This is a genomic window from Amycolatopsis sp. lyj-90 (genome assembly GCF_046549035.1).
Taxonomy (GTDB): Bacteria; Actinomycetota; Actinomycetes; order Mycobacteriales; family Pseudonocardiaceae; genus Amycolatopsis.
Map to the genome: position 1 here is coordinate 640,465 of NZ_JAJPWP010000001.1, position 12,429 is coordinate 652,893.

Consider the following 12,429-nt stretch of genomic DNA (forward strand, 5'->3'; position numbering starts at 1 on the left):
GCGATGAACCGAACGTGGCGGTGGGGGCTGCTGATGTTGTCCATGGTCGCCGTGCTGGGAAGCTCGATCCCCGCGAGCGCGGCCCCGACGCGGGCCACCGCGGACAACGGCGCGAAGGTCGTCGAGGAGACCTGGCTGGACGCGCGCACGGTCGACCTCAAGATCAGCTCGCCCGCGCTCGGCACCACCGGCATGGTCCGCCTGTTCGTCCCGACGGGCTGGGCCGCGCAACCCACGCGGACCTGGCCCACGCTGTACCTGCTGCACGGTTGCTGCGAACCGGTCGACTACCGGTCGTGGGACCAGTTCACCGACGCCAAGGCGTTCACCGCGGACAAGGACGCCCTCGTCGTCATGCCGACCGGCGGTCCCGCCGGGATGTACACCAAGTGGTGGAACTTCGGGCTCAAGAGCACTCCGGATTGGGACACCTTCCACACCTTGGAAGTACGGCAGATCGTCGAACGCGGTTACCGGGCAGGCACCCGCCGGGCGATCGCCGGACTGTCGATCGGCGGATACGGCGCGCTCGCGTATTCGTTCAAGCACAAGGGGATGTTCGCCGCGGCGGCGTCGTACAGCGGTGTGCCGAACACGTTGAATCAAGGGGCACCGCTGTTCATCCAGGGAATCCTGGCCCGCGCGGGGATCTTCAACTACCTCGAACTGTGGGGTGACAGCTGGGGGATGCGGCCGTTGTGGACGGCGAACAACCCCTTCGATCACGTCGACGACCTGCGCGGCACGGCACTCTACGTCTCGTGCGGAACCGGGAAGACCGGCCCGCTCGACCCGCCGGGGCAGTCCGACTTCTTCGAACCGGCGGCGTTGACGTCTTCCGTGAGTTTCACGGATCGGCTGAAGTCCAAGGGGATTCCAGTGACCGTCGACTACTACGGCGACGGGACCCACAGCTGGCCCTACTGGCAACGGGCGTTGCGCAACTCCTGGCCGGTACTGGCCGGCGGACTCGGCCTCTGACAGGCCTCGTGAGTGGTAAAGGCGGTTCTATTGGGGGGTAAGTCAAATGTGGCGTGATCGAGCCTTTGCGATGAAGGGGTCCCTTCGCTGGCGTCAAGGCCGAGGGTGGCCTTCGCGGCGTGGTTCTGGACCGGTCGGCGGGCGCCAGTCGTTCCCCGAGGGTCCACAAGGAACCACTGTCTGACGGCCGCATGTCCGGTTGATGGCTGGATGTGCGATTTTCGAGGGGGTCGTGAGTGATAAAGAGCGTTAGAACGCGCATTACCACTCACGACCTCTGTCACGAAGCACGCAAAGCACCCAAACCGGGCAACTGCATCATAAAATGTGTCCCTTAAGGACAGCCAAGGCTCCTCAGGTCTTCCGGGGGAGCCTGCCCCGCCACCGAGCCCGCCACCTTTGACTTACCCCTCAAGAACGGTCCTTATCACTCACGAGGGTTTCAGCGCGCGATCAGTTCCGCGAAGCGTTCCGGGCTGACGTTCCCGCCGCTGATGATCACCCCGACCCGGCCCGAGACGGGCACCTGACCGCTGAGCAGCGCCGCGAGACCGGTCGCCCCGCTCGGCTCCATGACGAGCTTCAAGCGCTCGAACGCGAACCGCATCGCGTCCCGGACCTGGTCGTCGCTGACCAGCGCGATGTCGTCGACGAGCTTCCGGTTGATCGAGAAGGTCAGCTCTCCGGGGATCTCGGCGGCCTGGCCGTCGGCGATCGTCCGGGGGACCGGTATCGAGACGCGTTCGCCCGCGTCCAGCGAGCGTTTGGTGTCGTCGCCCGCCTCGGGTTCCACGCCGACGACCCGGATGCCGGGCTGGACGGCCTTCGCGGCGGTCGAGCTGCCCGCGATCAGGCCACCGCCGCCGATCGGGACGACCAGGGTGTCCAGCGAACCGGTCTCCTCCAGCAGTTCCAGCGTCGCCGTGCCCTGTCCGGCGATCACGTGCGGGTGCTCGTACGGCGGGATGAGCGCCAGGCCGCGTTCGGCCGCCAGCGCTTCACCGATCGCGACGCGGTCGCCGGTGTAGCGGTCGTAGGTGACGATCTCGGCGCCGTAGCCCGCGGTGGCGTCCTTTTTGGACTGCGGGGTGTCCTCCGGGATCAGGATGACCGCGCTGCTCCCGAGTTCCCGCGCGGCGAGCGCGACGGCCTGGGCGTGGTTGCCCGAGGAGTAGGCGGCGATGCCCTTGGCCAGCTGTTCCGGCGAGAGCCGGGAGGCGGCGTTGTACGCGCCGCGGAACTTGAAGGCCCCGACACGCTGGAGGTTCTCGCATTTGATGAACACCTCGGCGCCGACGAGGTCGTCGAGGGTACGGGAACGCACGACCGGCGTCCGGTGCGCGACGCCTGCGAGGCGGGCGGCGGCGTCACGGATGTCGTCGATGGTCACGGGGGCGGTCATGATGCTCCTTGATCACGGATTTCGGAGAGATAGTTGTAAGCGGACGCGCGCGAGATGCCGATTCGCGCCGCGACCTGCGGTACCGCCCGCCGCACGGCGAAGACGCCGCGCGCGTGCAGGCTGCGGAACAGGTCGAGACGTTCTTCGCGGCTGAGCGCGGTCCAGGGTTTGTTCAGCCGCAGCTGATGCTCGTCGACGATCGCGTCCACCACCGCGTCGACGTCGTCGCCGAAGGTGGTCGTCGGCGTTTCGACGGCGGTGCCGACGTCGGCGAGTTCGCCGACCAGCGTCCGCAGCTGGCCCAGCGCGGTGACGTCGAGGTTCACGCACAGGGCGCCGAACACCGAGCCGCCGCTGTCGCGCAGCAGCATGGTCGAAGACTTCACCAGCTTCCCGGACGCCGTCCGGGTGACGTAGTTCAGCTGGTCTTCGGCCTCGTCACCGCGGGCGAGCAGGCCCATGCCGATCTCGCTCATCGACCCGCCGACGCTGCGATCGGTGACCGAGCCGGCGATCGCCACCACGGACTTCTCCGGACGCCGGAAGTCGTGGACGACGACCTCGCAGAACGAACCGAGCGTCGCCGCGATGCCGTCGGCGACCGGGGCGAGCGCGTCGAGGATCGCGTCCTGCTCAGACATCGCGTACTCGGGCGAGGGCCTCGACTTCGACAGCGCCGCCGTAGGGCAGCGACGCGACGCCGACGCACGTGCGGGCGGGCCGCGGCTCGGCGAAGAACTCTTCGTAGACGCGGTTGAGGCCGTCGCGGTCGACGATGTCGATCAGATAGACGACGACCTTCACCACGTCGGCCCGGCTCGCGCCCACCGAGCGCAGCGCGGCGTCGAGATTGGCGAAGGCCTGCGGGCATTCGGCGTCGAACCCGCCGGGCACCAGGTCACCGGTCTCGGTCACGCCGAGCCGTCCGGACACGGAAACCAGGTCTCCGCTGCGGAAGGCCGGGGGATACGGATGCTCGTTGGTCACGAGACTGACTGTATAAGCCTTGGACTAAAAGTCCAAGCGAGCGAAAAGTGACGTACCGCTCACGCAGGTCGGAAGTGATTGATATACCGTATACGGAAAGGGAGGGGTCTCGATGACCACGAGTTCGACGACCGCGGTGCGGCATGAAGACGGCCGGATCGTCGCACCGCCGAGTATGGCCGATCTGGCCACCCAGGCGCTGCGCGCGATGATCCTTTCCGGCGAACTCCCGCCCGGTACGCGGCTGGTCGAGGCCAAGCTCACCGAACGGCTCGGCGTTTCCCGCCCGCCGCTGCGCGAAGCGTTGCAGGTCTTGGCCTTCGAGGGGCTCGTCGTGCCCCATCCTCGGCGCGGTGTCATCGTCCGCCCCCTGACCCGGCACGACGTGTACGAAATCATCACCCTGCGCGAAGAACTCGAAGCCTTCGCCGTCCGGATCGGGATCCCGGTCCGTTCGCCGGAGCGGCTGCAGGCCTGCCGGAACGCCTTGGCCGCCTTCGAGCAGGCCGGCCTCGACGGTGACGAGGGTGTCTTCACGCAGCGCAAGTACGACTTCCATCAGTCGATCGTCGCGCTGGCCGGGCACGAGCGGGTCACCGAGGCGTATCGCGCCCTTTCTCTGCAGATGCAGCTGTGCATGGCGCTCAACCGCAGTGCCCGCCGCGACGGCGAATCGCTGATGCAGAACGTCGAGCGGCACCGCGAACTGCTCGCCGTCATCGAGGAGGGCGATCCCGAGGCGGTCTTGAAGGCGCTGGCCGACCACGGGCACGGCAGCTTCCTCGACGCGGTGGTCGATCAGCTCGACGGCGGCAGTCCCGAATCCGAGCAGTGGCTGGCCGAGCGTCGATCCCGCTAGCTGTTCGCTCGGTTGTGAGTAGTGATATTTTTCTATGCCGCGTCCTCGCTTTCGTTGCTTGCTTGCGTCTCGTTCACCACTCCAAATGGTACATGGACGCAAGGAATTCCAGGGGCTCCGCTGAGATGCCCTTGCTGGTCATCGAAGAATATGTGGGGTTTCATGACGTCCAACACGGCGCCTTTATCGATTCCTCCCAGAAAGAACGCGTCGTTTACTGTGACGCCCCAGGACTTCAGGCTTCTTACGGCTCTTTCATGAGAAGGTGCATTGCGGGCGGTAACGATAGATATGCGTACTCTAATTTTGTAGGTCTGGTCCAATGAACGTCTTTCTTCCTCGATTCTCTGAATTCGGTTCATGCTCGCCAGGAAATCGCTTAACGGGCCCGGCTTTAGTGGGACTATGGCGTTAGCGACCTCGTGATCGTGGAAGTCTGTGAGGGTTCCAGTCTGCATGACTCGCTCGGCCTCATCGTTTGCAATTACGCCATCGAAGTCGAAGGCTATTCGAAGATCGTCGTCACTCTCATCGTCAACAAACGATGAGAGCTGCACGTGTCCTGCTGGAAGGCCGAGGTCAATGGCATTTCTGACATCGGAAGCGTTAGCCGATAAGAACAGGGACATGTTCAAGGCTGACATGAACCTATAAGGAGACCTTCCTTGGGTGAATATAGCCCGCGTGATCGCCAGGCTGTGGTTCTGAATCGATCGCATCACGCGCATGCCTGTATCTGGACTATTTTTCGAAAGAATGATGACTTCAACAAGGGGGTCTTCAGGTTTGACTAGATTGTTTAATGACAAGAGTCGTCTGATAAATGGAAATGCAACTCCTTGTCGTAATGGGATTTCGAGATTTTCTTCTTGGTATTTCCGGTAGATCTCCTCATTTCCTGTTTTAAATACTTCATGGGATTCGGTTAGGTCAAATAGGGCGCTTGATGCCACGCCTACAACTAGACGATTGGCCAACGTGAAAGGCATCTCGCTACCTCCGCTTCAAGATTTTAAGTGATTCTCAGCTGATCGCTTCGTGTCCTGCGTCCGTCGCTTCTATGAAGTGTTCTAGGCAGTCGCTCTCCGGGTGAGCTTTGTTTCTTGCTGCACATCATCGTCATCGTCCCGCTAAGCAAGTGTTATAAGAATGATCACTATCGTGAGAAATGGTGACTCGCTGCTTTGCAAGGAAGGCGGCGAGTCACCATTTTGGTGCTTAGTGTCGCAGGATCACCGGAGGTTGCTGTTTGGCGAGAATCAAGCGTTACGTGGGACTCGTTGCTGCTGGGCGGGCGGAGCAAGTGCCCTATGACGTCTCAGCAGGGCTGTACGTGGTGGATGAGGCAAACCTGGGTCGCCCCAGGCGGGCGGATGCGTAGTCAGGAAAAGGTTGGCCTGAACCGCATTGTCACTCGTGAACACCTGTACCGATGTGGAGTGACCTCAGCCCCAGCCGGGCAGGATGAACAGCAGCCAGGTCGTGATGGGCGCGATCGCGCACATACTGAATCCCCAGATCATCAGTCCCCGGAACGTCTTGTCGTTCTGACCGGCCGGCGCGTTGGCCACGACGAGGGCGCCGCTGGTCGAGAACGGCGACGAGTCGACGACCGAAGACGAGATGGCCAGCGCGATGATCATGCTCACCGCGCCGACCTCGCCCGCCAGCAGGAACGGCACCGCGAGCGGGATGAGCGCGCCGAGGATCCCCGTCGTCGACGCGAACGCCGAAACCACCGCGCCGATCGCGCAGATGAGGATCGCGGCCAGCAGGGGTGAACCGATCCGCGTCACCAGGTTGCCCAGCCAGTCGATCGTGCCGACCCGTTCCATCAGCGAGACGAACGTGACGATCCCGCAGATCAGCAGCACCGTCGGCCACGCCACCTCGCTGACGGCCGCCTTCGCCGAACCCGGCGAGACCAGCGACAGCACCGTCGCCACGGTCAGCGCGGTGAACCCGACGTCGAGTTTGAACACCAGCGCGCCGACCGCGAGTGCCGCCAGTCCGATCAGGGTGAACACGTGGTCGCGAGTGAGCGGAAGGCGCTCCTCGGGCTCGTCGGTTCCACCTCCGGTGGGCGACGGCGCCGGGACTTCGGTCATGGTCGCGCCGGCCGAAGCGCCGCTGAGCGCGAGCGCCGCGGCGGGCTGAGCGACCACCTCGGTCTTGGCGGCCGAAGACCGGCGGATCAGTTCGCGGCCGCCGAAAAGGAAGAACACGATGGCACTCAGCAGCAGGTTGAAGACGAAGGAAGACGCGAACAACAGCCCCGGATTGCTCGGCAGGTTGTCGCGGGCGACGACGCCGTTGACGATGCTGCCGAAGATGCTGATGGGGGAGAAGCCGCCCGCGCTGGCGCCGTTGATGATCAGCAGGCCCATCAGCATCGGGTTGATCGCGTAGCGGCGGGCGAAGCCCATGCCGATCGGGGCGATGATCGCCACCGCGGCGGGCACCACCGCGCCGACCGCGGTCAAGGTCGCGGTGACCACGAACATCACCCAGGGGATCAGGGCGATCCGCCCGCCGACGGCGCGCACCACCAGGTGCACCAGCCGGTCGACGGTGCCGTTGCCTTTGGCTATCGCGAACAGCAGTGTCACCCCGACCAGGATGACGAAGAGATCGCCGGGGAACCCCGAAACGATGTCGTCGGTGCTTTCCCCGACGAACGCCGTGCCGATCACGAACGCCGCGACGAACGCCAGTGCTCCCATGTGGACGGGGAGCACGGTCGCGATCAGGAACACCAGGGCGAGCGCCACGACTGTGACGAGTTGTATGGACATCTGAATCCTCTGCGGTCGGCGCTGACACATCCAGGGACTTGAAGTTGGTGCCGGTACCCCCTCGACGGAGTTCGGTACACGGTATACCTTTCAAGCAGCGAGACCAAGGTTTCGCTCTGTGGAACATCTCGATGCCGAGCGTGGAGGCGCACATGACATACGCAGCCGGACGTCACTTCCTGCAGATCCCGGGCCCGACGAACGTCCCGGACGTGGTGCTCCGGGCGATGTCGGCGGCCACCATCGACCACCGCGGACCCGAGTTCCAGGAGCTGGCCAAGCAGCTGCTGCACGACATCAAGCCCGTCTTCGGCACCGCGAACCCGGTGGTCATCTACCCCGCCACCGGGACCGGCGCGTGGGAGGCGGCCCTGACCAACACCCTCAGCCCAGGCGACACCGTGCTCGCCTTCGAGACCGGCCATTTCGCCACGCTGTGGCAGGAAATGGCGCGGGGCCTCGGGCTCCACGTCGACTTCGTGCCGGGGGACTGGCGGCACGGCGCCGATCCCGAGGTGGTCGCCGAGCGGCTCGCCGCCGACACCGCGCACCGGATCAAGGCCGTCTGCGTGGTCCACAACGAGACCTCCACCGGCGTCACCAGCCGCATCCCGGAGATCCGCGCCGCGATCGACGCCGCCGGGCACCCCGCGTTGCTGCTGGTCGACACCATCTCCTCGCTGGGCTCGATCGACTACCGGCACGACGAATGGGGGGTCGACGTCACCGTCGCGGGCTCGCAGAAGGGCCTCATGCTCCCGCCGGGCATGAGTTTCAACGCGATCAGCGACAAGGCCCTCAACGCCGCCAAAACCGCCTGCCTGCCGAAGATCTTCTGGGACTGGGGCCCGATGCTCACCGCGAACGAGCGCGGCTTCTTCCCCTACACGCCCAACACCAACCTCATGTACGGGCTGCGGGAGGCCTTGCGCCTGCTCTACGACGAGGGTCTCGAGAACGTCTTCGCGCGCCACGCCCGGCACGCCGCCGCCACGCGAGCCGCCGTGCGCGGCTGGGGGCTGGAGGTCCTCTGCCAGGACGAGCGCGAACATTCCGGTTCGCTGACCGCGGTCCTGGTCCCCGAAGACGTCGACGCCGACAAGGTCCGCGCGATCATCCTCGACCGGTTCGACATGTCCTTGGGCGCGGGGCTGGGCAAACTCGCCGGGAAGATCTTCCGGATCGGGCATCTCGGCGCGTTCAACGACCTCACGCTCGCCGGAACCCTCGCGGGAGTCCAAATGGGACTCACGCTCGCCGGTGTCCCCGCCGATCCACGCGGGCTGCAGGACGCCCTCGAACTGCTGCAGAACGACTGAGGACCCGCCGATGACAGCCGAACTGACCCGTACCGGCCCGCTCGAAGACGCGCTGTCCGCGCGGATCAAGGGGGAAGTCGCCTTCGACGACTACACGCGCCACCTGTTCTCCCGCGACGCGAGCATGTACTCGATCATGCCGCGTGGCGTCGTGTTCCCCCTCGATCACGAGGACGTCGCCGCGGCCGTCGCCACCGCGGCGGAGTTCGGCGTGCCCGTCGTCCCGCGCGGGGCGGGCACCAGCCTCGCCGGGCAGACCGTCGGCCCCGGACTGGTGCTGGACCTCTCCCGTCACATGAACCGCATCATCGATCTCGATCCCGTCGCGCGCACGGCCGTCGTCGAACCCGGTGTCGTCCAGGACCAGCTGAACAAGGCGGCGGCCGCCCACGGGCTGATGTTCGGGCCGGACACCTCCACCAGCAACCGCGCCACCATCGGCGGGATGGTCGGCAACAACTCCGCGGGTTCCGGATCACTGACCTTCGGCATGACCATCGACCACATCCGCGCGCTGGACGTCGTCCTCGCCGACGGTTCCACCGCCCGCCTGGAACCGGTGAGCGAGACCGAACGCGTGCGGCGCGCCGAGGCGGACACGCTCGAAGGCCGTATCTACCGCGAACTGCCCGAACTCGTCACCGCGAACGAAGACGCCATCGCCAAGGGCATGCCGGTGTTCTGGCGGCGCGCCTGCGGCTACCGGCTCGACCGCCTCTCCGGGTACGGCGACGGCAATCCCTTCGACCTGGCCAAATTCGTGGTCGGCGCCGAAGGCACCCTCGTGCTGGCCACCCGGATCGAAGTCGATCTGGTGCCCAAGCCGAAGAAGACCGTCTACGCGGTCGGGCATTTCGACACCACACACGGCGCGATCTCGGCCACTCTCGACGCGCTCAGCTGCGATCCGCATCAGGTCGAGCTGATGGACAAGACCATCCTCGACCTGTCTCGGGAGAAGATCGAGTACGCCGATCTCGGCAACCATCTCGTCGGCGACCCGGCGGCGCTGCTGTTCGTGTCCTTCTCCGGCGACGCCGAGACCGTCCTGGCGGCGAAACTCGACGAGGTCGCCGAACTCTGGGAGCGCGACGGGCACGGCTATCACACGCTCAAGCTGGTCACGGCCGCCGAGCAGGCGGCGCTGCTCAAGGTGCGCAAGTCCAGTCTCGGCTTGCTGATGGCGGCGGGCGAGGGCACGAAACGGCCGCTGGCGTTCATCGAAGACACCGCCGTCGACCCCGAGCACCTGGCGGAGTACACCGCGCGATTCAAGGGGATCCTCGACGAACACCGCCTCGAAGCCGGGTTCTACGGGCACTGTTCGGTCGGCTGCCTGCACATCCGGCCGTTCGTCGACCTCACCGATCCCGCTCAGGTCGACACGATGCGGGTGGTCGCGGAGAAGGTCAAGGACCTCGTCGCCGAATTCGGCGGTGTGAACTCGTCCGAACACGGCGACGGCCTGGCCCGCTCGGAGTTCAACCGCGAGATCTTCGGTGACGAACTCTACGAAGCCATGCGCCAGGTCAAGAAGCTGTTCGACCCCGCGGGCACGATGAATCCCGGCAAGATCGTCGACGCGCCCCCGATGACCGACAACCTGCGCGACCGCGACGCCCTGCCGCCCGCGCCGCCGTTGCGGACCATGCTGTCGTTCGAGGTCATCGGCGGGGGCGGGATGCGGGACGCCGCCGACCGTTGCATGAACATCGGGCTGTGCCGCAAGACCGCCGCCGGCGTGATGTGCCCGTCCTACCAGGTCACCTTGCAGGAGGAGCATTCCACGCGCGGTCGTGCCAACGCCTTGGTCAAGGCGCTCTCGGAGCCGGATCCGAAGGCCGCGCTCGGCGGGGAGCGGCTCAACGAGATCCTCGATCTGTGCCTGATGTGCAAGGCCTGCAAGAGCGAATGCCCGATGAGCGTCGACATGGCGTCGCTCAAGGCCGAGACGCTGTACCAGCATCACGAGGAGCACGGCACCCCGCTGCGGTCGCGGATCTTCGGCTCGATCCGGTTCCTCAACCGGATGGGCTCGGCCACCGCGCCACTGTCCAATGTGCCCGGCCGGATCGGCTTGCTGCGCAAGGTGATGGAGTGGACCGTCGGGATCAAGGCCGAGCGTCCGCTGCCGAAGTTCGTCCGGGACAACCTCGTGCGCTGGAACCGCCGTCGTACCACGGCCCCGGGGACGGCGGGCACGGTGAACTGGCTGGCCGACTCGTTCACCACCTTCACCGAACCGCAGATCGGCAAGGCGGCCATCGAGTTGCTCGAAAGCGCCGGCTGGGCGGTGGAACTCGCTTCCGGCGGCTGCTGTGGGCGGTCGAGCCTGTCCAAGGGCCTGCTCGACGACGCCAAGAAGAAGGCCACCGGCTTGGTCACGTCGCTGGCCCGCGACACCGAACCCGGATCGCCGATCGTCGGATGCGAGCCGTCGTGCGTGTTCACCCTGCGAGACGAGACTTTGGCGCTGCTGCCGGAACTTCCCGAAGCGCGGCAGGTCAAGGAGCGGGTCCGCCAGGTCGAGGAATTGCTCGTCGAGGCCATCGACGACGGCAGGCTGAAGCTCCCGGAGCGATCGTGGCTCAGCGGGCGGCGGGTCGTCTTCCACGGCCACTGCCATCAGAAGGCGGAGGTCGGCACCGCCGCCACGATGGCGCTCCTGCGCCGTATCCCGGGGCTGGAGGTCGCCGAGATCGACTCCGGATGCTGCGGGATGGCGGGCTCGTTCGGCTTCGAGGCCGAGCATTACGAGACGTCGATGGCCGTCGGCCGTGACCGTCTTTTCCCGGCGCTGGAAAAGGAACCGGAGGAGACGCTGGTCGCCGCCACCGGGGTTTCGTGCCGCCAGCAGATCTTCCACGGAGCGGGCCGGACGGCGTGGCACCCGCTCGAACTCGTCCGTGAAGCGCTGGGTGGTTCGTGATGCGCCTGATTCGCTTCGATACCGGGGAAACCGCCCGGACAGGGTGCGTCGAAGGCGACGTCGTCCGCGCCTACGACCCGGTCACCGGTCCCGGCGAGATCGTCGGCCCGCTGTCCGGTGTCCGGCTGCTCGCGCCGTGCGATCCGCGCACGATCGTCTGCGTCGGCAGCAACTACGCCTGCCAGCTGAAGGAAAAGGGCCGTCCCCGGCCGGAACAGCCGGCGCTGTTCCTCAAGGCTCCCAACGCCGTCACCGGCCCGGGGCAGCCGATCCTGCACCCGCCCGAGGTCGAACGCCTGGAGTACGAGGGCGAACTGGCGGTGGTGATCGGCAAGACCGCGCGGAACCTGACCGCAGACGACGTCGATGCGCACATCCTGGGCTACACCTGCGCCAACGACGTGACCGCGCACGACTGGCGCGCCGACGGCCAGTGGGCACGGGCCAAGAGCGCCGACACGTTTCTGCCGCTCGGGCCCTGGATCACCACCGACATCGAGAACGGAGACCTCGAAGTGACCACCCGGATCAACGACCGGATCGTCCAGCGGTCCAGTACCAGGGAGATGATCTTCGGCGTGCCCGAGATCCTGGCGTGGGTGACCCGCTGGTTCACCCTGCGCCCCGGCGACGTCGTGCTCACCGGCAGCCCGGCCGGTGTCGGGCCGATGAAGCCGGGAGACGAGGTCACCGTGGCCATCGAAGGGATCGGCGAGCTGACCAACCCGGTCCGCTGAGGGTGTCGTGAACTGCGTGTTACTCGCGGGTAGTCGTTGAGGTTAACGGACTTCACTCGAACGAGCGACAGCTGTTTCATGATCATCAAATGGCGGTGACATGCCTTGTCCGGCCTTCGACGATCAGGACATCCTCCTCGGCGTGCGGTCCCCTGTCCGCACATCCCCAGCCGAGAGGATGAACACCATGAGCGACACCCGGAGCACCACCCGCCGGTGGACGAAGCGCGGTCTGGCCGCCGGCCTGCTGGCGGTGCCGATGCTCGCCGTCTTCGGTGGCTCGGCCTCCGCGGCGGAGCTGACGCCGATCGCCGAGTACCTCGACAGCACCATCGCCGGTCTCTCGGCGTCCCTGGTCCAGGCGCTCGCGACGCTGCTCGGCGTGGGCTGACCCTCGGACGTGTCAGGAAAGGGGCTTTC

General features: G+C 66.0%; 11 protein-coding genes. 6 read left to right on the forward strand and 5 right to left on the reverse strand.

Going from position 1 to position 12,429, the window contains the following annotated elements:
* Nucleotides 1–3 precede the first annotated feature (3 nt).
* Nucleotides 4–981: an alpha/beta hydrolase gene (locus ACLJPX_RS02525; RefSeq protein ID WP_410598524.1), complete on the forward strand. Its 978-nt coding sequence runs from the start codon at nucleotides 4–6 to the stop codon at nucleotides 979–981.
* 442 nt (nucleotides 982–1,423) lie between these two features.
* Here the strand turns inward: ACLJPX_RS02525 and ACLJPX_RS02530 are convergent, their stop codons facing one another.
* From ACLJPX_RS02530 to ACLJPX_RS02540, 3 genes are read right to left on the reverse strand one after another with little or no spacing between them, the layout of a single operon-like run.
* Nucleotides 1,424–2,383, reverse strand: coding sequence for a pyridoxal-phosphate dependent enzyme (locus ACLJPX_RS02530; RefSeq protein ID WP_410598525.1), 960 nt, complete (start codon nucleotides 2,381–2,383; stop codon nucleotides 1,424–1,426).
* Nucleotides 2,380–3,024, reverse strand: coding sequence for a transcriptional regulator (locus ACLJPX_RS02535; protein ID WP_410598526.1), 645 nt, complete (start codon nucleotides 3,022–3,024; stop codon nucleotides 2,380–2,382). Before ACLJPX_RS02535 ends, ACLJPX_RS02530 begins: the two co-directional genes overlap by 4 nt.
* Nucleotides 3,017–3,370 (reverse strand): RidA family protein, encoded by a 354-nt coding sequence (locus tag ACLJPX_RS02540; protein ID WP_410598527.1) that lies wholly within the window; start codon nucleotides 3,368–3,370, stop codon nucleotides 3,017–3,019. The genes ACLJPX_RS02535 and ACLJPX_RS02540 overlap by 8 nt, the downstream gene beginning before the upstream one ends.
* Nucleotides 3,371–3,482: 112 nt before the next feature.
* Here ACLJPX_RS02540 and ACLJPX_RS02545 point away from each other — a divergent pair, with 112 nt between their 5' ends.
* Complete coding sequence (locus ACLJPX_RS02545) at nucleotides 3,483–4,229, forward strand: GntR family transcriptional regulator (RefSeq protein ID WP_410598528.1); 747 nt, start codon at nucleotides 3,483–3,485, stop codon at nucleotides 4,227–4,229.
* A gap of 32 nt (nucleotides 4,230–4,261) precedes the next feature.
* Here the strand turns inward: ACLJPX_RS02545 and ACLJPX_RS02550 are convergent, their stop codons facing one another.
* Together ACLJPX_RS02550 and ACLJPX_RS02555 are read right to left on the reverse strand one after the other, a co-directional pair.
* Nucleotides 4,262–5,218, reverse strand: coding sequence for a 5'-nucleotidase (locus tag ACLJPX_RS02550; protein ID WP_410598529.1), 957 nt, complete (start codon nucleotides 5,216–5,218; stop codon nucleotides 4,262–4,264).
* 456 nt (nucleotides 5,219–5,674) lie between these two features.
* Nucleotides 5,675–7,024 (reverse strand): SLC13 family permease, encoded by a 1,350-nt coding sequence (locus ACLJPX_RS02555; protein WP_410598530.1) that lies wholly within the window; start codon nucleotides 7,022–7,024, stop codon nucleotides 5,675–5,677.
* A 152-nt stretch (nucleotides 7,025–7,176) separates the two neighbouring features.
* On the opposite strand from ACLJPX_RS02555, the gene ACLJPX_RS02560 reads away from it, so the two are divergent.
* The 4 genes from ACLJPX_RS02560 (at nucleotide 7,177) to ACLJPX_RS02575 (ending at nucleotide 12,400) form a co-directional block, all read left to right on the forward strand.
* Nucleotides 7,177–8,343 (forward strand): pyridoxal-phosphate-dependent aminotransferase family protein, encoded by a 1,167-nt coding sequence (locus ACLJPX_RS02560; RefSeq protein ID WP_410598531.1) that lies wholly within the window; start codon nucleotides 7,177–7,179, stop codon nucleotides 8,341–8,343.
* 10 nt (nucleotides 8,344–8,353) lie between these two features.
* The gene (locus ACLJPX_RS02565; protein ID WP_410598532.1) at nucleotides 8,354–11,272 is read left to right on the forward strand and encodes an FAD-binding and (Fe-S)-binding domain-containing protein; all 2,919 of its coding nucleotides are present in this window, start codon (nucleotides 8,354–8,356) and stop codon (nucleotides 11,270–11,272) included.
* The gene (locus tag ACLJPX_RS02570; protein ID WP_410598533.1) at nucleotides 11,272–12,009 is read left to right on the forward strand and encodes a fumarylacetoacetate hydrolase family protein; all 738 of its coding nucleotides are present in this window, start codon (nucleotides 11,272–11,274) and stop codon (nucleotides 12,007–12,009) included. The genes ACLJPX_RS02565 and ACLJPX_RS02570 overlap by 1 nt, the downstream gene beginning before the upstream one ends.
* Before the next feature lie 187 nt (nucleotides 12,010–12,196).
* Nucleotides 12,197–12,400, forward strand: coding sequence for a hypothetical protein (locus tag ACLJPX_RS02575; protein ID WP_101613235.1), 204 nt, complete (start codon nucleotides 12,197–12,199; stop codon nucleotides 12,398–12,400).
* The last annotated feature ends 29 nt before the right edge of the window (nucleotides 12,401–12,429 follow it).